The sequence below is a fragment of the Methylobacterium nonmethylotrophicum genome, from assembly GCF_004745635.1.
GTDB classification, from domain to species: domain Bacteria; phylum Pseudomonadota; class Alphaproteobacteria; order Rhizobiales; family Beijerinckiaceae; genus Methylobacterium; species Methylobacterium nonmethylotrophicum.
In genome coordinates this window covers 368,713-388,955 of sequence record NZ_SRLB01000004.1, presented here as the reverse complement: position 1 = coordinate 388,955, position 20,243 = coordinate 368,713, and the positions used below count along the sequence as shown (strand labels likewise).

Here is a 20,243-nt window from a genome sequence, read left to right as displayed (position 1 = left end):
GGCGCGCGAGATGCTGCGCCCCTTGCCCGACCCGCTGCTGCGCATCGCCGGGGTGTCGCTCGAGTACCGCACGCCGGGACGCGTGGTGCGGGCGGCGCACCGGATTGACCTCGACGTCTACGAGGCCGACCGCTTCGTGCTGCTCGGGCCGTCGGGCTGCGGCAAGTCCACCCTCCTGAAGGCCGTGGCCGGCTTCATCGCCCCGGTCGAGGGCGAGATCACGCTCGGCGGCGTGCCGGTGCGCAACCCCGGCCCCGACCGCATCGTGGTCTTCCAGGAATTCGACCAGCTGCCGCCCTGGAAGACCGTGGTCGAGAACGTCGCCTTCCCGCTGCGCGCCGCCCGCGGGCTCGGCCGCGCCGAGGCGCTGGAGCGGGCCCGCGCCACCATCGACAAGGTCGGGCTCACGGCCTTCGCCGGCAGCTACCCGCACCAGCTCTCCGGCGGCATGAAGCAGCGCGTCGCCATCGCCCGGGCGCTCGCCATGCAGCCGAAGGTGCTCCTGATGGACGAGCCGTTCGCGGCCCTCGACGCGCTCACCCGGCGCAAGATGCAGGAGGAACTGCTGGCGCTCTGGGACGAGGCCCGCATGACGCTCCTGTTCGTCACCCACTCGATCGAGGAGGCGCTCGTCGTCGGCAACCGGGTCGCCCTGCTCTCGCCCCATCCGGGCCGGGTGCGCGGCGAGTACAATTGCCACGAGTTCGACCTGTCGAGCCTCGGCAGCCGGGCCTTCCAGGCCGCCGTCAAGCGCCTGCACGACCGTCTGTTCGAGCCGGCTCCCGAGGCCGCACGATGAACCAGGCCCTCTCGCCGCCGATCCGCCCGGAATACGACCGGCCGCTGCCGCCCTTCGTCGAGGCGCCGGTCGCGCGTGCCCTGCCGCTGACGACCCGGCTGTGGCAGCAGGGCTGGCTGCGCCGCGGCCTGATCCTCCTGGCGATGGCCCTCCTCTGGGAGGGCCTGGCGCGCTGGCAGGACAACGACCTGCTGCTGCCGGGCTTCGGTGCCACCCTGTCGGCCCTCGTCGACGGCCTCGCCACGGGCGAGATCCTGGAGCGGACCCGGATCTCGCTGACCGTGCTGGCCCAGGGCTACGCCCTCGGCGTCCTCCTCGCCTTCGGGCTGACCTCGCTCGCGGTCTCGACGCAACTGGGCCGCGACCTGCTCTCGACGCTGACCGCGATGTTCAACCCGCTGCCGGCGATCGCGCTGCTGCCGCTGGCGCTGCTCTGGTTCGGGCTCGGGCAGGGCAGCCTGATCTTCGTGCTGGTCCACGCGGTGCTGTGGCCGCTCGCGCTCAACACCTATGCGGGCTTCCAGGCGGTGCCGGATTCCCTGCGGATGACCGGGCGCAATTACGGGTTGGAGGGGCTCGCTTACGTCGGCCAGATCCTGGTCCCGGCGGCGCTGCCGGCGATCCTGTCGGGCCTCAAGATCGGCTGGGCCTTCGCCTGGCGGACGCTCATCGCGGCGGAGCTGGTCTTCGGCGCCTCGTCGGGCCGCGGCGGGCTCGGCTGGTACATCTTCCAGAACCGCAACGAGCTCTACACCGACCGGGTCTTCGCCGGCCTGCTCCTCGTCATCGCGATCGGCCTCGTGGTCGAGACCGTGGTCTTCGCGAGCCTGGAGCGGGTGACGGTCCGGCGCTGGGGACAGGTGCGCTAGATTAGGCGAGAACCGGTCCCGACACACAAAGCGAGCCATGACACAGGACACGATGCGCCTCGGCGCCTTCTTCTACGCCACCGGCCACCACGTCGCCGGCTGGCGCCATCCGTCGAGCGAGGCCGATGGCGGGCTCGTCCTCGAGCGCTATGTCGGCTGGGCCCGGCGCGCCGAGGCGGCGAAGTTCGACCTGATCTTCCTCGAGGACGGCACCGGCATCCGCGACGCGGACCTGCGCTCCAGCGAGCGCACCGCCCGCTCGGCCCATTTCGAGCCCGTCACCCTGCTCTCGGCGCTGGCCGCCGTCACGAGCCGCATCGGCCTCGTCGCCACCACCTCGACGAGCTTCAACGAGCCCTACAACGTCGCCCGCCGCTTCGCCTCCCTCGACCACCTGAGCGGCGGCCGCGCCGGCTGGAACCTCGTCACCTCGGCGACCGACCTGGAGGCCGCGAATTTCGGCAACGACAGGATCGCCCGCCACGCCGACCGCTACGAGCGGGCGGAAGAGTTCGTCGACGTGGTGCTGGGCCTCTGGAACACCTGGGACGACGACGCCGTCGTGATCGACAAGGCGTCGGGCCAGTTCTCGAAGCCCGACGGCTTCCGGCCCCTCGATCACAAGGGCAAGCATTTCGAGGTCCGCGGCCCGCTCAACATCGCGCGCACGCCGCAAGGCCAGCCGGTGCTGGTCCAGGCCGGCTCCTCGGGCCCCGGCAAGGACCTGGCGGCGCGCACCGCCGAGATCGTGTTCACGGCCAACCAGACCCTCGACGAGGCGGTGGATTTCTACCGCGACCTGAAGGGCCGCATGGCCCGCTTCGGCCGCGCGCCGGACGACCTCAAGATCATGCCGGGCCTGTTTCCGGTCGTCGGCCGCACCGAATCCGAGGCGCGGGCGAAGTTCGAGGAGCTGCAGGCGCTGATCGATCCGGTCGTCGGCCTCGCGCTCCTGAGCCGCATGGTCGGGCACGACCTCTCGGGCTGCGATCCCGACGGCCCGGTGCCGGAGCTGCCCGCGACCGAGGGGGCCAAGTCGCGCCAGCAGCTGATGGTCGACCTCGCCCGCCGCGAGGGCCTGACGCTGCGCCAGCTCTACCTGCGCATCGCCGGCGCCCGCGGCCACTCGCAGATCGTCGGGACGCCGGCGCAGATCGTCGACGAGATGGAGGCGCGTTTCCGCGCCGGCGGCGCCGACGGCTTCAACATCATGCCGCCGACCCTGCCGGGCGGGCTCGACGACTTCATCGCGCTGGTCCTGCCCGAGCTGCGCCGGCGCGGCCTGTTTCGCACCGAGTACGAGGGGCGGACCTTGCGGGCGCATCTCGGCTCGCGCCCGCCCGTGGGCTACGGGCCGGGGAAGGTGGGTGCGTGAGCCGATCCTGGCGCGGCGGCGCGGCCTGAGGCCGGGATCTGCCCGTCGGACGGTCAGGCCGGCCGGGTTTCGACGCTCACGGCGCGCGGCGGAGGCGATGCCTGCGCCCGCTCCGGCCGGCACCGCCGGTCACGCGCATCGCGGCTGATCCCGACCACGCGCCGCCCAGCCGCCGTGGCCCGCCAAAGCCGTCCGCATCGCCTCGTGGGCGAAGGCGTCGTCCCCGGGCTGCCGCGAGCGCGCGTCAGGGCATCGCGATGCGGTGGCGGGCGCGCGTCAGCGTCGGCACGGCTCCGCAACGGCGTAGACCCGGCGGCTCGTCGCACCGAGCCGACTACTCCACGGAGGCACCGTGGCTCGCCGTACCGTGGTTCGCCGTGCCGACCCCGAGCGCGGCCAGGAGCGCCTCCAGCCGCGTCCGGACATGGGAGCGGATCGCCTCGCCGGACGGGGGCGGCATGGTCCCCGGGTGGTCGCCCAAGCGCCGAGCCTGATACGTCATCGCATCGTTCCCCGTTCCATCCGAAAGAGCCTGGTGCCGACGCCACCGATACCGGGCGACCGGAAGCGTGCTCCGGCCGCACGACCATCCGGTGATGGCATCACGCACGATGCGACCGGCCGAGCCTGTCGTCCGGCGGCAGGTTGGCCGAGGATTGTTGCGCCAGTATTGCGCACTGCACCACGAAACGGACCAAGCAGGGCGGCGGCCGTGGGCGGCCGGCCCGTCGCAAGTCCCTACCGCACCGGAACGCCCGCTGCGGGCGCGCCTTGCGCCGGCGAGGCCGCCGCCGCGCGTCGCGCGGCCCGCCTCACTCCCCCGGGGTCGCCAGCCCCCGAGCGTCGCCGGCCGCCGCCTTGCCGTCGGGCTGGCGCGCCTTGCCCTCGGTCTGGCGCGCCCTGCGCGTCCCGGCCCGGGCCGCGACCCCGCGATAGAGCCGCTTCGGCAGGTCGGAGATCACGCACATCAGGCAGAACACCGCCGGCACGAAGATCAGCGACAGGATGGTGGAGAAGAGCAGGCCGCCGATCACCGCGATCGCCATCGGCGAGCGGAACTCGCCGCCGGCCCCGACCGCAAGCGCGCTCGGCACCATGCCGGCCACCATGGCGATGGTGGTCATCACGATCGGCCGGGCGCGCTTGCGGCCGGCATCGATGATCGCCTCGTTGCGGCTCATGCCGTGTCGCATCGCCTCGATGGCGAATTCCACCAGCATGATGGCGTTCTTGGTGACGATGCCCATCAGCATCAGGATGCCGATCCAGACCGGCGTGGTCAGCTGCTTGCCGGTGACGAGGAGCGCCATCACGGCGCCGCCGAGGGAGAGCGGCAGCGAGAACAGGATGGTGATCGGGTGCAGGAAGGAGCCGAACAGCATCACCAGCACGGCGTAGACCATCAGGAGGCCCGCCTGCATCACCTCGGCGAAGCCCGCCGAGAGCTCGGCGAGGTTCTCGGCGTCGCCCGACTGGCTCACCTGCACGCCCTTGGGCAGGTTCTTCATCACCGGCAGGGCGTCGATGGTCTTGAGCACGTCGCCCAGCGCCGCGGTGCCGACGAGGTCCGCCGCCACCGTGGCCTGGCGCTCCCGGTCGTAGCGGGCGATGTTGGCCGGCCCGTCCTGGAAACTGAGCTCGGCCACCGCCGAGAGCGGCACGCCGCCCTTGGCGGCCGGGCTCGGGATGCGCAGGCCCTCGATCACCGCCCAGTTGAGCCGGGCGTTGTCGTCGAGCTGCACCCGGACCGGCACCAGCCGGTCGCCGGCGTCGAACTTCGCGAGCGCCGGGCCGACATCGCCGATGGTGGCGACGCGGATCGTCTCCGACAGGGTGTCGGCGGTGATGCCGAAGCGGGACGCGAGGTCCATCCGCGGACGGATGCGCAGCTCCGGCCGGTCGAGGGTGGCGCCGGAGATCACGTTGGCGACGGTCGGCAGCCGCCGCATCTGGTTGGCGAGTTCGTTGGCGACGCTCGCCACCGTGCGGCTGTCCTGGCCGTTGACCACGAGCGAGATGGCGCGCAGCCCGTTCTCGTCGACGAACCAGTAGCGGATGTCCGGGATCTCCTGGAGCCGCCGCTCGACCTGCTGCTCGAGCGCGTGCTGGGTGACCGTGCGCTCGGACTTGTTGGTGTAGTTCAGGATCAAGGAGGCGCGCCGCACCTCGGCGCTGCCCTGCGGCAGGCGCCCGCCATTGACGAAGACGCTCTTCACCTCCGGGATCTTGTGCAGCTCGGTGACGATGCTGTCGGTGACCCGCTGGGTGTCGGAGACGAGGGAGCCGGGCGGCAGCTCGATCGAGAGCAGCGAACGGGCGGTGTCCTGGGCCGGCAGGAAGCCCTCGGAGAGGAGCCGCATGCTGGCGATCGAGGCGGCGAACAGGCCGATGCCGAAGAGGACGGTGAGGAAGTAGAACTTCACCGACTTGCTCACGAGCCAGACATAGGCGCGCTCGACCCGGCCCGGCGGCTTCTCCTCGTGCACCTCCGGCTTCATGATGTAGGCGGCGAGCATCGGGGTGACGAAGCGGGCGGCGAGCAGCGAGAACAGCACCTGCACCGCGATGGTGATGCCGAACTGCTTGAAGAACTGCCCGGCGATGCCGCCCATGAAGCTCGCCGGGGCGAAGATCGCCACGATCGTGAAGCTGATGGCGATGACCGCGAGCCCGATCTCGTCGGCGGCGTCGATCGCCGCCTGGTAGGGCGACTTGCCCATGCGGATGTGGCGGACGATGTTCTCGATCTCGACGATCGAGTCGTCGACCAGGATGCCGGTGGAGAGCGTGACCGCCAGGAAGCTCACCAGGTTGAGCGAGAAGCCCAGCATGTCCATGGCCCAGAAGGCCGGGAAGATCGACAGCGGCAGCGACACCGCCACGATCACCGTGGTGCGCAGGTTGCGCAGGAACAGGAACACCACGATGACGGCGAGGCCTGCGCCCTCGAACAGCGTCTTGATCGCCGCCTCGTAGTTGCCGACCGTGTAGTCGACCGAGGTGTCGATCAGCGTCAGCTTGACGTCCGGGTACTCCTCCTGGATCTGGTCGACCTTCGCCTGTACGGCCTTGGCGACGACCACGTCGCTCGCGCCCTTGGCGCGCTTGATGCCGAAGGCCACCACGGGCTTGGTGTCGAGGCTCGCGAAGGTGCGCCGGTCCGCCACCGTGTCGGTGATGACGCCGAGATCCTGCAGCCGGATCTGCCCGCCGGTGGAGAGCGGGATCATCACGCCTTTCAGCTCCTCGAGGGAGCGGGCGCCGGCGAGCGCCCGGATGGCGTAGTCCTGGCCGCCGAGCTGGGTGCGCCCGCCCGCCACGTCGACGTTGATGCCGCGCAGGCGCCGGCTGACGTCGACGGCGGTGAGGCCGTAGGCCTGGAGGCGGTCGGGATCGAGGGAGACCAGGATCTCGCGCTCGACGCCCCCGATGGTCTCGAACTGCGCCACGCCGCGGATGCTCTGCAGGCGCCTTTTGACCACGGTGTCGACGAACCAGGACAGCTGCTCGGGCGTCTTGCTCGTCGCCACCGCCGCGTAGGTCACGATCGGCAGGCCGACGACATCGACCCGCTGGATCAGCGGCGTCTCGGCGTTGCGCGGCAGGTCCGCCTGGATGCGGGTGATCGCGTCCTTGACGTCGTTGAGGGCCCGGTCGGTGTTGGTCTCGAGGCGGAACTGCACCGTCGTCACCGAGATGCCGTCGGTGATGGTCGAGGAGATGTGGCGCACGCCCTCGACGCCGGAGACGCCGTCCTCGATCGTCTTGGTGACCTGGGTCTCGAGCTCCGCCGGCGCCGCCCCGAACTGGGCCACCGCCACCGAGATGATCGGGATGTCCGCCGAGGGCAGACGGGTGATCGGCAGCTTGGTGAAGCTCGTCCAGCCGAGGATCAGCAGGATCAGGGAGATCAGGATCGAGGGCAGCGGCTGCCGGATCGCCCAGGAGGACACGTTCAGGGACAAGGGCGGCCTCGACTCGCGTGAGATGCAATTCGGATGAGCGGCGTCGTCAGGGCGCCATGGTCAGAAGGCCATCCCGGCATTGGCGACCACCGCCTCGCCCTCGGCGAGACCGCTGCGGATCTCGACCTCGTCCTCGGACGAGAAGCCGATGGTGACCCGGCGGGTGTCGATGCGGCCGTCGCGGGCCATCACCTGCACGCTGGTGAGGTCGCTGCGGCGCAGGATCGCGGAGCGCGGCACGGCGATCCCGCAGCTCGACGCGGTGTCCACCAGCGCCCCGGCGAACTGGCCCGGCCGCAGGCCGGCATTGGCCGGCAGCGACACCAGGGCGCGGCCGAACTGCGTCGCCGGGTCGACGTCGGTCGCCGGCAGCCGGACCTCGCCGCGCAGGGCCGCGCCGGATTCGGTCAGGATGCGGGTGGCGGCGCCCTGGCGCACCTTGGTGACGTAGAGGCTCGGCACCTGCACCATCAGGTCGAGCTCCCGATCGGTGATCAGGCGCACCAGCGGCTCGGCCTGCGGGCCGGTCAGGGCGCCGACCTGGCCGGTGCTCCGGCCCACCACACCGGCATCCGGCGCCTTGAGGGCGAGGGTCGCGGGCATGCGCGCGGCCATCGGGGAACCTGCGGCGGCGCCCTCCTCGGGGGCGATGCGGGCGAGGCGCACGAGCTCCTGGCCGGCGCTCACCGTGTCGCCCTCCTGCACCAGCACCTCGGCGACGCGGTAGCCTTCGACCGGGTAGGTCACGTAGGCCTCGCGCCGGGGCATCACGTAGCCGGTGACCCGCACCGAATCGGAGAAGCAGGCCTTGCGGGCCCGGATCGTGACGGTGGGCTCGCTCGGCACGCCGGCCGCGACGGCAAGGCCCGGCACGCCGGCGGCGAGGCCGAGGGCCAGCAGCCGCGCCGCAAACGGAAACATCAGCCGCGCGGCGGCGGGCGGAAGCCGGGTATGGTCACGCGACATGACGGGCTCGACGCTCTCAACACTGGGCCCGCGGCGCCGGGCGAAGGCGGGCTTCTCGGGTCGCCCGCCGGCCCCTCGAGGGACGGCGGGCGCGTCACGGGTCGCCGGCGGATCAGTAGCGGGAGGCCGACTTCACGCCCGACATGTTGACGGCGGTCACGCGGCGGTTGGCCGGCGAGAGCGGGTTGGCGGCATCCTTCAGATGGGCCTTGCCGTAGCCGACAGCGACGATGTTGGCGCCCGGCACGCCGTAGTTCTGGATGATGTACTGCCGCACCGCCTCGGCCCGGCGCTCGGACAGGGCCTGGTTGGCCTGGTCCTTGCCCTTGCCGTCGGTATGACCGACGACCAGGAAGGTGCTGCCCTTCGCCACGGGGCGGGCGAGGGTCGCGCCGAGGGTCTTGACCAGCGGCAGGGCCTTCGGGCTGATCGTCGCCGAGTTGTACTCGAACGGGATCTCCAGATCGAAGCTCGGCTTGTCGGCCGAGGCGGCGGCGATCTTCTCGCGCTCGGCCGGCGAGAACGAGGTGCGGTTGCGCAGGGTGTCGAGGAAGGCGCTGTCGTCGGTGCCGCCGGGCTGGCCGCGCACGCCGGTGGAGAGGCTGCGGGTCAGGGGCTTCTGCTCCGGGAAGAGGGCCCGGGCGATGTCCTCCTCGGAGGGCGTCTGCTGGGCCTGCGCGGCGGTCGCGCCGAGGGCCAGGAGGACCGCCAGCGTCGCGGTCAGCGGGGCGGCGCGGCGGGAACGGTTGGACGTGGTCATCGTGATGCTCCTTGTGCGATCCGCACGCTCGTCGCGGCGTGCGGCGTGTTCAGGGTGTGCGATGCGTTCCTCGAACCATCTTTCGGTCCCCATCCGCGGTCCTGGGAGGCGGTGGGGCCTTGTTGTCACGCCGAGCGGGGAGCGTACGTCCCGCTCAACGGATTCCGTACCGGGCGAACTCCTTGGCGACGGTCGGATCCATCGCCAGGGCGTCGGTGATGTCGCTGTTGCCCTCCTGGGTCTCGCCCGTGCGCAGGCGGGCGAGCCCGCGGCCGTAGAGCGAGGACGCCTGCTTGCCGTTGCCGCGCAGCGCGGCGTCGTAGTCGCGGATGGCCATGCCGGGCAGCCCGATCTTGAGGTTGACCAGTCCCCGGCTGTCCAGGGCGTCCGGGAAGTTGGGGCGCAGCTTCAGGGCCTCGTTGCAGTCGCGCAGGGCCCGGTCGAGCTCCTCGATCATCGCCCGCACCCAGCAACGGTTGTTGAGAGCCTCGACGTCCTGCGGGCTGAGGCGGATGACCTCGTCGAAATCCGCGACGGCCTTCTGGAACTCGCGGTGGAGGGCATAGAGCTGGCCGCGGCGGTAGAGGGCTCCCACGTTGGTGGGGTCGCGCTCGAGCGCCCGGTCCAGCTCGGCCTTCGTGCGCAGGTCCTCCCGGGAATAGGTGAGCACCTGGGTGTCGGCGGGCGCCGGCTTCGCGGCCGCGTCGATCCGGTCGATCTCGGCCCGGGCCCGCTCGGCCCAGGCACCGTTCGGGTAGCGGGCGACGAAGTCCTGGTAGGCCTGGCGGGTGTTCGTCCGCTTGGCGGCCGCGAAGTCTCCCGCCGGATCCGGGGCGGCCGGCTTCAAGGCCTCCGGCGGAGGCTTGGGGACCTCCGGCGGCTGCCGGGCGGCCTCCTTGGTGATCTCGTTCCGCGGAGGCTCCTGGTTCCTCGCGGGCTCCTGCGGCCTCGCCGTCTCGGGACCGGGCCTGGCAGCGTCCTTGGCTTCCTTGGGCGGCTCCGTCCTGCCGGGCTTGGGGACCGGCCGCGGATCGGACCAGCCGCCGCCGGCCCCCTCCTTCAGGGTGGAGAAGATCCACGGCACCTGCGCGCCCTGGCTCGCGGCCGAGACCGCGGTGCGGGCCTTGTCGAAGGCGGGGCGGGACAGGCCGTCGCTGCCGAGCGGTCCGACCAGCTCGTCCGCGAAGGCGCTGCGGGTGCCGCTGCCCGGGCGCAGCATGGTGCCGGGGCCGGTGGAGTACACGACCAGCGTGTTGGCCGGCGGATCGGTCACTGCCGCGAGGCCGGTCGAGAAGCCGCGGAACCGCCGCTCGAACGGGTTGCGGTTGGCCGCGTCCAGCACCACGAACTTCAGCTCCGCGCCGCGCCGGTCGATCTCCGACATCACCCAGTCGGCGGTCACGCCCTCCCGCCGCAGGTCGGCCTCGTTCCAGATCTGGCCGTCGATCGGGATCAGGTAGTTCTTCTTGCCGGACTGGATGCCATAGCCTGAGAAGTAGAAGAAAACATTCGATCCGGGCTTGATCTTGTCGAAGAACTGCGCCAAAGCCTGCTGCATCGCCTGCTTGTTCGCGTTCTCGGCGATATCGACCGTGTAGCCCTTGCGCTGGAGGGCGGCGCCGACGGCGCGCACGTCCTGGACGGGCGTGGTCAGCGGGGTATCGCTGTCCGGATACTGGGCGTTGCCGATCAGAAGCGCCACGCGATCACCCTGCTTGTTGTCGGCCGCCGCGGGGCGCGCGAGGCACGCTCCGGCCGCGAGCACGAGACAAACAAACCACCACGCGCGCATGCTGCCCTCGAAAGACTTTCGCAAAGGCCTGTTTCGGCGCGTGAACCTTAAAACCACTCGACCCCGCTGACAAGTTTGGAGGCCGCACCCGAAGGACGGTGAACAACAGTTTTACCCGGCTATCAATCGCAACTATCGATTGATCACCTCAAGCTGATTCCGGCCCGGCCTGCGAACGCCCGCATCGCGTGCACCCCCGTGATCATGTCGATCGAAGAAAGAGGGATCGATCGGCCCAGCAACTCCGGCTAGATCCGGGGCGCCGGGCCGTTCGATGATTGAATGTCTACATCGGCGGCCTCGATGCCGCCGTGCGGGCCCGCACCCGCCGCGGCGGCGTCGCGCGCGCCCTCAGGGGGTCGCGATGCGGGCCTCGACGCGACGGTTGGCCGGGTCGAGGGGATCGCTCGCGAGGGGACGGGCCTTGCCGTAGCCCTTGGCGGAGAGATGCCCGGCCTCGACGCCGCGGCCGGAGAGGTACTTCACCACCGCGTTGGCGCGCCGGCTCGACAGGCCGAGGTTGAAATCGTCGCCGCCGCGGCCGTCGGTGTGCCCCTCCACCACGAAGCTCGCCGACTTCAGGCGCGCGTCCCGCAGGGCCTTGGCGAACTCGTCGAGATTCGCCCGCGCCGCCGGCGTCAGCTGATCCGAGTTGTAGTCGAAATTGACCACGAGGTCGAAGGCGGCGGCGGGCTTGCGGGCCGCCACGCCGGCATTGCACTCGCTGTGCGTGCCGACGCACAGGCCGCGGGTCCGGCCGAGATCGGGCTGATCGGCCGTCGCGAAGTGCTTGACGATGTCGTCGGCCGTGTAGGCCGGACCGGCCTGGGCCATCCCGGACATCGCCACGACTTCGAGAGCCGCAATCAGAACCAGCGCGCGCATCGCCTCAATCCTCCTGTCAGGCTTCCGGTTATGCACATCGGTCAGTCTATCGTCAACATCGGTCCCGCGACTGTTTTCAACAATACTCGAATTGTGACGAGGACGAAATGATCCGGCGGCGAGGCCCGGCCGCAAGTCCGGCGGGATATTTCGTTGACGCAACAATCCGGGTGAAGGACCGGCCCGGGACGCCGGCGGCCGCGCGTCCGCGACGGCAAAGCTTGTGCATGACCGGGCCGGCCCGGGCCGGCCGTCGGGCCGACGCTTGCCGAACGGGCCCGCCTCGGTCAGGGTACGACCGGCCGCGCGGCCGGCTGGCGTTCACGAGGAAGGATCGGTCGATGCCCGAGACTGCCCCGCAGGGCGGGGGAGAGACGCCGCGAGCCCCTGCGGCCCGGCTCGATCTCGGCGCGGCGAGCCATGTCGGCCATGTCCGGTCGCTGAACGAGGACCGCTTCCTCGTCGCCCCCGAGAGCGGCCTCTTCGCGGTCGCGGACGGCATGGGCGGGCACGCCGCCGGGGATGTGGCGTCGAGCGCGGTGGTGCAGGCGCTCGCGACGATCGCGCCGGCAGCCTCGGCCGGCGACCTCCTGGCCCGGATGAAGGCCGGCATCGCGACGGCGAATGCCGAGATCCAGAAGGTGGCCCTGGCCCGCGGCACCGTGGTCGGCACCACGGTGGCGGCGCTCCTGATCTTCGCGCCCCACTTCGCCTGCCTGTGGTCGGGCGACAGCCGGATCTACCGGGTCCGGGCCGGGCGCATCGTGCAGCTTTCCCGCGACCACACCGAGATCCAGTCCCTGCTCGACCGCGGCGTGCTGACGCCCGAGGAGGCGAGCGCCTGGCCGGGCCGCAACGTCGTCACCCGGGCGATCGGCGTGCAGGAGCGGCCCGACGTCGAGCTCGACCACGGCCTGCTGGAGCCGGGCGATCTCTTCATCCTCTGCTCCGACGGCCTGACCCAGCATGTCGGGGACCGGGAGATCCTGGGCCTCTGCACCGACGCCCCCGACGCCCAGGGCGCCTGCGACGCGCTGGTGTCGCTGACCCTGGCACGCGGGGCGAACGACAACGTCACGGTGGTGGCGGTGCGCTACCTCGGTCCGCCGGGCGCAGGCCCGCGCGACGCCGCCGGGCCGGGAGCATCCGGGTCATGAGCGAGGAGACGGTCTTCCTGCCGCAGCCCTCCCGCGCCTTCATCCAGCCCGGGACCCGGCTCAACGACACCTACGTGATCCGCAGCCTGATCGCCGCCGGGGGCATGGGCGAGGTCTACAAGGGCGAGGCCCTCGGCACCGGCGACGCCGTGGCGATCAAGGTGATCAAGCCCGAACTCGCCCGCAACACGGCGGCCCTGACGCTGTTTCGCCGCGAGGCCTCGGCGCTGCACCACCTCAACCACGAGGCCATCGTCCGCTACTTCGTGTTCTCGATCGACGCGAAGCTCGACCTGCCCTACCTGGCGATGGAGTTCGTCGACGGGGTGCTCCTGTCCGAGCGCCTGAAGACCGAGCCCCTCGACACCCCGACCCTGTCGCTGCTGCTGCGCCGGCTCGCGGCCGGGCTCCAGGCGGCGCACGAACTCGGCATCATCCACCGCGACGTCTCGCCCGACAACGTGATCCTGCCCGGCGGCAACGTCGCCCGGGCCAAGCTGATCGATTTCGGCATCGCCCGGGCCCCGAGCCAGGACGGAACGGTGATCGGCAGCGGCTTCGCCGGCAAGTACGCCTACGTCTCGCCCGAGCAGCTCGGCCTCTACGGCGGCGAGGTAACGCCGAAATCCGACATCTACAGCCTCGGCCTGCTCCTGGTCCACGCCGCCCGCGGCGAGGCGCTCGACATGGGCAGCAGCCATCTCGAGGTGATCGAGAAGCGCCGCCGGGTGCCGGATCTCGCGGGGATCGACGAGCGCATCCGCCCGGTCCTGACCGCGATGCTGCAGCCGAACCCGAAGGACCGTCCCGCCGACATGGCGGCGGTGGCGGCCCTCCTGCCCACCGGCGAGCCGCCGCGCCGGCGCCTCGCCCCGGCGCTCGGGGCCGCGGCCGGACTGGCGGTGGCCGCCGTCCTCGGCGGCGCGGCGGTGCTGGTCCTGCCCGGGCGCGAGCCCTCCCCTCCCCCGGTGGCCGAGACGCCCCGCCCGACGCCGCCGGCCAAGGACGCCCCGCCGCCGCCGAAGCCGCCGACGACCGACGCCACGCCGCCGCGCAGGCCCGCCCCGGAGGCGACGGCGCCGGAGCAGCGGCCGGCTCAGGAGCAGAAGCCCACGATCATCCCGCTCCCGGATCCCGGGCCAGATCCGGACGAGGCCGTGCAGCCATCGACGCCGAGGCCCAATCCGCCGCGGCCCAGCCCGTCACCCACGGCGGCGAATGCCGATCAGGTCGAGCGGTTCGTGCGCAACTACGACGGCGGCGAGTGCTTCTTCGTGACGGCGGTCTCGGCTCAGCCGCCGAACGTGACGGTCGATGCGTTCGGGTCCTCGCCCCGCCCCTTCATGACCTTCGACGCGGCCTTCCAGCGCAGCCTCGACATCGAGCCGCAGATCACGCTGCACCAGGTCACCGAGGCGCAGTGCCCGCTGATCGATTTCCTGGCGCGGCAGTTTCCGCTGCGCGACGCCCGCGCGGCGACGCTCGCCGTGACCTCCGACCTGCTGCACAGCGGTCAGGAACTGACCGGCACGGTCGAGGCCAGCCCCGACCGCAGCATCGAATTGCTGCTCGTCTCCGACGACGGCCGGGTCAGCAATCTCGGCCGCTCCGTGCGGCGCAGCGGCGAGGCGGCGCGATTCGCCGTCAAGGTCGATGGCAACGGCCCGCCGAAGCCGCAGATGCTGCTCGCCCTGACCAGCCAGAAGCCGCTCGCGAGCCTGCGGGGCATGGGGAGCGCGCGGGCGAGCCAGGTCTTTCGCCAGCTCGGCGAGGAACTCGACCGCGATCCCCGCCCGGCCGGGATCGCGATCCGCTACTTCAAGCTCGGAAGCTGATCGCGGGACCGGGACCCGGCCCTGCCTCGGGCGCCGGCACGCCTCAGGGCATCCGGCTCATCAGGCGCAGAGCCTCGACGTCGAAGCGGGTATAGGGCCGCGCGCCGTAGCCGTAATCGTACCAGGGCTGCCAGTGGTGGTTGGCCGCGTAGAGGGGCCGGAACTCGCGATGGACCGGCCGCTCGCTGACCCGCTCGCAGGACCATGGCGTGGCGCAGCGGACGTAATCGGCCCGTGCCGGCAGCGACGCCGCCAGGGACGTCGCGACGGCGGCGGACGACAGGATTGCAGCAACACGCAGATTCATGGTCTTTCCTCCGGATGTCCTCTGGCGGCCTTGGTAAGTCTTGAGGCCCGACATCCTCTCGATGTGGTGTCCTGCCCTGCCAATGCAAGCTTGACATCGCGACATTAGCGGATGGCGTACCGCAGGAACGTGTGTCGGCGCACGGCGCTGAATCGCTCGTGAACTTCATGCAGGCCAGACTACGCGCGGCCGCGGCGCGCACCGGGCACGGAGGCGGGGCTTTCGTCCATGAAAGAAGGGCCCGGCTGTCGCCGGGCCCTCGTCGTCGTGTCGCGTCAGGCCGGTCTCGGGCTCACCACTGGTAGCGCATGCCCACCCGGCCGCCGCCGCCGACCAGATCGCCGCCGATCCGGTAATCGGCCCGCACGAACCCCGACAGGCCCGTCTTCAGGTTGAAGAAGTTCACCGAGGCCTGGACCTCGCCGCGCACCTTGCCCTGCTCGCGCAGGCCGGTCGCGCCCGTGATCCCGTTGACCGCGCCCGAGATCCCGCTCTCGGTCAGGACCGAGTAGACGAAGCCGGTCACGCTCGGCTCGACCCGGATGTCGCCTTCGACGAACTCCGACCCGACCCGGGCGCCGATCCGCCCCCGCAGGGCGTCGCCGTCCCGCAGCGGAATCGCGGTCGGGGTCAGCGCGGATTGCTGGTTGAACGAGGTGGCCACGTATTCGAGGCCCGCCGTCGGCTCGACGTAGACCGAGTTCTGCAGCGGGATGCGGTAGCCCACGTTGGTGGTGTAGGCGTAGTTCTGCAGGCCGGTGCGCTGCAGCAGGCCCGGCGCCCGGATGTCGAGGCCGAGCAGGTCGACCTTGAACAGGTGGTCCCAGAACCACGGGCCGTTCAGGTAGGTACCGTAGACGCCAACCGTGCCGCCCTCGTAGTCCTGCCGGCCGGCGGCCTGGTTGAGGCGCACCGCGGAGGTGGTGTAGCCGCCCATCACGCCGATGATCAGGCCGTCATCCGCCGAGGTCAGGCGGCTGATGACCAGGTCGGCGCCGCCGAGCAGGCCGCCGCCGGCCTGGTTGTAGCCGAGGTCGCGGGTGAAGGTGGCGCCGGCGAAGGAGAACGAGGTCGAGCCGGAGCGGCGCTCGAGGTCGCCGTAGGCGCGCGCCCAGACGGCCGGACGGACGTTGCTCGGGGGCGGCTCCACCGGCTGGACCAGGTTCGGGGCGATCGGGTCCTTGGTGACCAGGGCCGCGTACTGGTTCAGGCCGGCATATTGCAGGGCCTGCGGGATCGACGGCTTGCCGGAGGCGGCGCGCTGGACGTCGGTGCGCAGCTGGGTCATGCGGTCGAGGACCGCGGTGCCGCCCTGGAACGCGATGGTGCGCGCGGCGATCACCGCCGTCGGGGCCGAGAGCGCGACGGCGTTCGGCACCGCGCCGAGCGAGAGGGCGGTTCCGTTGGAGGTCTGGGTGGAGACCAGCGTCGGCTCGAGGGTCCCGAAGTTCTGCAGGCTCCCCAGGGTGAAGGCGTTCGCCTGGGTGGTGCCCCGCACCACGACGATCGGGTTGCCGGTGCTGAACGGCACCGCGGAGGACAGGTTGGTGACCCTGATGCTGGTCGATCCGGACGCGTTGCCGGTGATGACCACCTGGTCGCCGATCCCGCCCTGCGTCAGGAACTCCGTGTCGATACGGCCGTTCTGGCCGACGTAGTTGCCCTGGATGGTCAGGGTGTCGCCCGCCCGCCCGTTGACGAGGCTGATCGTTCCGGCGTTGCGGAACTCCGACAGGCCTGCGAGCGTGACATTCGCCGCCTGCGTGGCGCCGGGCACGACCGCGAGCGTCCCGAGATTGCTGAAGACGGCATCGGTGCCGCCGCCGAGCGTGCTCGTTCCGATCGCGTCGACGCGGCCGGCATTGGTGACGGACGAGCCGGCGCTGAGGTTGAGCGCGCCGGTGATGGTGCCCTGGTTGGCGATCCGCGTCGCAACGCTGCTCGCGGAGGTGTCGATGGCGAGGCCCGACGTCCCGATGATCGAGCCGCCCTGGGCGTTGCTGATGGTGAGCGCGCTGCCGGTGCCGGCCTGCTGCACGGCCGCCCGGAGGCCGATCGCGCCGCCGAGCGCCCCGCTATTCGCAATCGTCAGGCTGCCGCCGTAGCTGGTCAGGTCCACGGCCGGGCCGGTGGCGGCGGAGATCGCGCCGCTGTTCGAGAAGCCCAGGCTCCCGATCGACATCGGGGTCGTGCCGCTCGCGGCCGCCCCCGCCTGCGCCACGACGCCGACGCCGCCGGCCCCGATGGTTCCGGTGTTCTGGATCGTCAGCGCGCCCCGCGCCAGAGCCGCGATGCCGATGGCGCCGCTCGTGATCGTGCCGGCGTTGGAGACCGACAGGTCGCCCTGCGAGAGGCCTGCCAGGGCCGTGGGCGTCACGTCCGGGCTCTGGGTGATCTGCGCGAGGGTCTGGCCGATAGTGCGCGCCAGGGTCGGGAGATTGTCGACGACGCCTGGGGTGAAGGGGCTGGCGATCGACGGATCGTAGGTCAGCGTGCCGGTATTCGCGATGACGCCGCCGCTCGTCGCGGCCGCCATGCCCACCCTGCCGAAGGTGATCGTGCCGGAATTGGTGAGGTTCGCGGCGCCCGATTGCGCGGCCATGCCGACGCCGGCCGTGATCGTGCCGGAATTGGACAGGGTCGCCGAGCCCGCCTCGCCCAGGATGCCGAACGGTGCGGTGATCGCCCCGGTATTCGTGATCCGCAGGGCGCCGACATTGGTCTGGGCGACGATGCCGGCTGTTCCGGCGGTGATCGTCCCGGCCGTGTCGACGGTGCCGGAGCCGGTGCCCCGGGCCGAATCGATCTGGATGCCCGCCCGGTCGGCGGACGTGATCGAGGCGCTCGCCGCGACGTTGACCGTGACGTTCGCGGTCGGCGTCCCGCCGGAGGTCGCGGTCGGCATCACCAGCACCGCCGCCGTCGCCGACGGCGCCGCGATGGTGGTGTTCTCCCGCACGGTCAGCGTGAACGGGTTGACCGGGGTGTAGAAGATCCCCTGGTTGTACGAGCTGTTCGGGCCGCAGACCGCCGCGGTCGTGGTCGAGGCGTTGTCCCCCGGCGAGCAGACATTGGCCACCAGGACGGTGCCGTTGCGGACCGGGAACAGGAACTGCCCGGGCACGCCGTTGTTCGTGCTCGAGACGAGGGCGTTGGGACCGCCGTCCAGCAGCGCTCCGTTCACCAGGGAGCCCGGGATCTGGTAGTAGGTGCCCGCGACGCCGGTGCCGGCCGAGTAGCCGGCCGAGGCCGAGGTGCCGCCGAGGCCGTTCGCGCCGCCATCGGCCTCGCCGGTCTCGAACTGGATGCGGGCGTAGTTGAAGTAGATGTCGAAGTTGCCGCTGCCGGTATCGGCGCGGTTCGTCATGATGAGCTGGAACGTGTTCGTCTTGTCGGCGCGGCTCGCATAGTAGCCGACGGCCGGCCAGGTCACCCCGAAAGCCGTCTGCCCGGCATAGGTGCCGTTGCCGTACGAGGTGATGCCGCTCGCGGTGTTGCGGGTGTCGATGTCGGCGAGGAAGGGCGCGATGATCGGCGCGCCGCGGTAGCTCGCGCCGAGGCCGACCGGCGTAAACTGGCTGGACGACTGCCCGAACGTCACGTTACCGTTGTTGTTGACGTAGAGCTGGCCGTAGGTCGACCCGAAATAGTTGACCGAGAAGGGCAGCGTGATCGCCCCCGTCGAACTGTCGTCGTTGCGGGCGAGCTGATTCGCATCGAAACCCGAGGCCACCGTCTGGGCGCCGGCGACGCCCGGCGCGGCCGCGACGGTGACCGCCGACACGCCCAGCAACAACACCCGCCGCACCCGCACGAGACCATGGCGATGTCTCGCGCGCGCCCCCACACCTTCCGTCGCCATAGCCTTCTCAACTCCATCTCGACCGGCTGCATGTGGGCACAGACAAGGTTAAGAAAAAAGCCGATTCGTCGCTTCGGCCTGGATTTGCGCGCTCAGTGGCCTCCGCGCAACGGATCTGCTGGCGCTCAGACAGTCGAACGAAGTCGCCTTCGTCGATGACTCAACTTGGCCACTGTGAATATTGCCTAAATGTTTTTTTGTTATTTTGGACAGTTGATGGCGCGAACTCGACCGAAGCAGCCAGATTGCAAAGCAATCAGGATCATGCAGGAGATCGGAGCCGGATCTCCGGTGCCTTTATGTTGCGGCACTCTCACGATCTAAGCGTTGCCGCCAGGGCACCGGGCGGCCGGGGCGGGCCTGGAAACCGAGAACCACCGCGTGCCATGGGCGGAGCCTCGCGAGGGCCCGGGTTCGACGGGAGCCATGCTCGACGGCCGAACGCGCGCGCCACGATGCCGGCATGGCATCTTTTTGGGCTTCTCGGCCGCGTGGGACTTGCATAGAGGGAGGCGCCGGCGGCATCCTGCCGGCGAGCCGCGGGGATCCGTCCGCACCGATGAGCAACACCGAAAACACCTCGATCGGTGTCCTGTTCTGCGACGTCGCCGGGAGCACCAAGCTGTACCGCGAGGTCGGCGACGCGGTGGCCCTGCGGGTGGTCGATGCGTGCCTCGACCTCGCCGCCGGCGTGGTGCGGACCGGCGGCGGTCGCCTGGTCAAGACCATCGGCGACGAGTTCATGGCGGTGTTCGACGACGTCTGCGCGATGTGCGACGCGGCGATCGCGGTGCAGCGCCGCTTCGAGGAGGCGGCGCCGAGCCTCGAACACGTCGCCGCCCACCGGCTGCAGTTGCGTATCGGCTTCCATTTCGGCCCGGTCGTGCGCACGACCGACGACTATTTCGGCACCACCGTGAACATGGCGGCCCGGATGACCGCGCTCGCCAAGGGCGGCCAGATCATCACCACCGGCGCCCTTGCGGATGCCCTCCCGCCGGCGCGCCGGGCCGCCACCCGCTCCCTCGTCGGGGTGCACGTCAAGGGGGCGGGCCAGGAGCTGCGGGTGGCCGAGGTGCTGTGGCACCTCTCGACGCACCAGACGACCGTGTTCTCGCTGATGCCCGCCGAGACGCAGGTGGTCGCGGTGCCGGAGCTGCGCCTCTCCCACCGGGGCCGGCGCTGGGTTTTCGACGAGGGGCGGCAGAGCGTCTCCCTCGGACGCGAGGCCAGCAGCGACATCCTGATCGAGAACGAGCACGCCTCCCGCCGCCACGCCACGATCGAGCGGCGCGGCGACAAGTGGGTGCTCGTCGACCACAGCACCAACGGCACCTTCGTGATGCTGTTCGGCGGCGAGGAGTTCTGCATCCGCCGCGAGGAGCTGGTGCTGCGCGACGTCGGCACCCTCGGCATGGGCCAGTCGGTCAGCCAGGACCGGGAGAACGGCCTCGACTACGCCCTGACGCTGCACGAGGGCGGAACCGGGGACTGACACCGCCGGATCCGAGAGGCGACGGTGCGGCCGGCTCCGCGAAGGCAGGCCCCGCGGGCCCGGGACGTCAGGCTCGAGCCCGCGCGCATCGTCCCGGACATCGGGCGGGAAACGCCCGGCCCGACACCAAGAAGGCCGGCCTCCGCGGGCGGGGGCCGGCCTTCTTGGTGTCGGGC

At 71.1% G+C, this 20,243-nt stretch carries 14 protein-coding genes; 6 read left to right on the top strand and 8 right to left on the bottom strand.

Annotated features, from left to right (window positions below):
• The first annotated feature begins 10 nt into the window (after positions 1 to 10).
• The 3 genes from EU555_RS06705 to EU555_RS06695 are packed head-to-tail and all read left to right on the top strand — an operon-like array spanning position 11 to position 3,043.
• On the top strand, positions 11 to 799 hold the full coding sequence (locus EU555_RS06705; protein WP_425375090.1) for an ABC transporter ATP-binding protein: 789 nt from the start codon (positions 11 to 13) through the stop codon (positions 797 to 799).
• Positions 796 to 1,668: an ABC transporter permease gene (locus EU555_RS06700; RefSeq protein WP_135413881.1), complete on the top strand. Its 873-nt coding sequence runs from the start codon at positions 796 to 798 to the stop codon at positions 1,666 to 1,668. The genes EU555_RS06705 and EU555_RS06700 overlap by 4 nt, the downstream gene beginning before the upstream one ends.
• 37 nt (positions 1,669 to 1,705) lie before the next feature.
• On the top strand, positions 1,706 to 3,043 hold the full coding sequence (locus EU555_RS06695) for an LLM class flavin-dependent oxidoreductase (RefSeq protein WP_135413880.1): 1,338 nt from the start codon (positions 1,706 to 1,708) through the stop codon (positions 3,041 to 3,043).
• A 334-nt stretch (positions 3,044 to 3,377) separates the two neighbouring features.
• On the opposite strand, the gene EU555_RS36050 is transcribed toward EU555_RS06695, so the two are convergent.
• The 6 genes from EU555_RS36050 to EU555_RS06670 form a co-directional block, all read right to left on the bottom strand.
• On the bottom strand, positions 3,378 to 3,545 hold the full coding sequence (locus EU555_RS36050) for a hypothetical protein (RefSeq protein WP_167858464.1): 168 nt from the start codon (positions 3,543 to 3,545) through the stop codon (positions 3,378 to 3,380).
• A gap of 310 nt (positions 3,546 to 3,855) precedes the next feature.
• On the bottom strand, positions 3,856 to 7,008 hold the full coding sequence (locus EU555_RS06690) for an efflux RND transporter permease subunit (RefSeq protein ID WP_245524168.1): 3,153 nt from the start codon (positions 7,006 to 7,008) through the stop codon (positions 3,856 to 3,858).
• A 60-nt stretch (positions 7,009 to 7,068) separates the two neighbouring features.
• Positions 7,069 to 7,974, bottom strand: a complete 906-nt coding sequence (locus tag EU555_RS06685; protein ID WP_135413879.1) for an efflux RND transporter periplasmic adaptor subunit — start codon at positions 7,972 to 7,974, stop codon at positions 7,069 to 7,071.
• A 112-nt stretch (positions 7,975 to 8,086) separates the two neighbouring features.
• Positions 8,087 to 8,734, bottom strand: coding sequence for an OmpA family protein (locus EU555_RS06680; protein ID WP_135413878.1), 648 nt, complete (start codon positions 8,732 to 8,734; stop codon positions 8,087 to 8,089).
• 154 nt (positions 8,735 to 8,888) lie between these two features.
• On the bottom strand, positions 8,889 to 10,436 hold the full coding sequence (locus tag EU555_RS06675) for a caspase family protein (RefSeq protein ID WP_245524167.1): 1,548 nt from the start codon (positions 10,434 to 10,436) through the stop codon (positions 8,889 to 8,891).
• A gap of 441 nt (positions 10,437 to 10,877) precedes the next feature.
• The gene (locus EU555_RS06670; RefSeq protein ID WP_135413876.1) at positions 10,878 to 11,411 is read right to left on the bottom strand and encodes an OmpA family protein; all 534 of its coding nucleotides are present in this window, start codon (positions 11,409 to 11,411) and stop codon (positions 10,878 to 10,880) included.
• 341 nt (positions 11,412 to 11,752) lie between these two features.
• Between EU555_RS06670 and EU555_RS06665 the strand changes: the two genes are divergently transcribed.
• Together EU555_RS06665 and EU555_RS06660 are read left to right on the top strand one after the other, a co-directional pair.
• Positions 11,753 to 12,568 carry a PP2C family protein-serine/threonine phosphatase gene (locus EU555_RS06665; protein ID WP_135413875.1) on the top strand — a complete coding sequence of 272 codons (816 nt, stop codon included), beginning with the start codon at positions 11,753 to 11,755 and terminating at the stop codon, positions 12,566 to 12,568.
• Complete coding sequence (locus EU555_RS06660; protein ID WP_135413874.1) at positions 12,565 to 14,403, top strand: serine/threonine-protein kinase; 1,839 nt, start codon at positions 12,565 to 12,567, stop codon at positions 14,401 to 14,403. The genes EU555_RS06665 and EU555_RS06660 overlap by 4 nt, the downstream gene beginning before the upstream one ends.
• A gap of 43 nt (positions 14,404 to 14,446) precedes the next feature.
• Here EU555_RS06660 and EU555_RS06655 read toward each other — a convergent pair whose 3' ends face one another.
• Both EU555_RS06655 and EU555_RS06650 read right to left on the bottom strand, forming a co-directional pair.
• Positions 14,447 to 14,710, bottom strand: a complete 264-nt coding sequence (locus EU555_RS06655) for a hypothetical protein (protein ID WP_135413873.1) — start codon at positions 14,708 to 14,710, stop codon at positions 14,447 to 14,449.
• Positions 14,711 to 15,002: 292 nt separating this feature from the next.
• A complete protein-coding gene (locus EU555_RS06650) occupies positions 15,003 to 18,509 on the bottom strand; it encodes an autotransporter outer membrane beta-barrel domain-containing protein (RefSeq protein ID WP_245524166.1) in 3,507 nt (1,168 codons plus the stop codon).
• Positions 18,510 to 19,131: 622 nt separating this feature from the next.
• Here EU555_RS06650 and EU555_RS06645 point away from each other — a divergent pair.
• The gene (locus EU555_RS06645) at positions 19,132 to 20,067 is read left to right on the top strand and encodes an adenylate/guanylate cyclase domain-containing protein (protein WP_135413871.1); all 936 of its coding nucleotides are present in this window, start codon (positions 19,132 to 19,134) and stop codon (positions 20,065 to 20,067) included.
• The last annotated feature ends 176 nt before the right edge of the window (positions 20,068 to 20,243 follow it).

Excerpts from the sequence above, each read along its gene's own strand:
- EU555_RS06705 (WP_425375090.1), top strand. The coding sequence starts at position 11 with ATGCTGCGCCCCTTGCCCGACCCGCTGCTGCGCATCGCCGGGGTGTCG.
- EU555_RS06700 (WP_135413881.1), top strand. The coding sequence starts at position 796 with ATGAACCAGGCCCTCTCGCCGCCGATCCGCCCGGAATACGACCGGCCG.
- EU555_RS06695 (WP_135413880.1), top strand. The coding sequence starts at position 1,706 with ATGACACAGGACACGATGCGCCTCGGCGCCTTCTTCTACGCCACCGGC.
- EU555_RS36050 (WP_167858464.1), bottom strand. The coding sequence starts at position 3,545 with ATGACGTATCAGGCTCGGCGCTTGGGCGACCACCCGGGGACCATGCCG.
- EU555_RS06685 (WP_135413879.1), bottom strand. The coding sequence starts at position 7,974 with ATGTCGCGTGACCATACCCGGCTTCCGCCCGCCGCCGCGCGGCTGATG.
- EU555_RS06680 (WP_135413878.1), bottom strand. The coding sequence starts at position 8,734 with ATGACCACGTCCAACCGTTCCCGCCGCGCCGCCCCGCTGACCGCGACG.
- EU555_RS06670 (WP_135413876.1), bottom strand. The coding sequence starts at position 11,411 with ATGCGCGCGCTGGTTCTGATTGCGGCTCTCGAAGTCGTGGCGATGTCC.
- EU555_RS06665 (WP_135413875.1), top strand. The coding sequence starts at position 11,753 with ATGCCCGAGACTGCCCCGCAGGGCGGGGGAGAGACGCCGCGAGCCCCT.
- EU555_RS06660 (WP_135413874.1), top strand. The coding sequence starts at position 12,565 with ATGAGCGAGGAGACGGTCTTCCTGCCGCAGCCCTCCCGCGCCTTCATC.
- EU555_RS06655 (WP_135413873.1), bottom strand. The coding sequence starts at position 14,710 with ATGAATCTGCGTGTTGCTGCAATCCTGTCGTCCGCCGCCGTCGCGACG.
- EU555_RS06645 (WP_135413871.1), top strand. The coding sequence starts at position 19,132 with ATGAGCAACACCGAAAACACCTCGATCGGTGTCCTGTTCTGCGACGTC.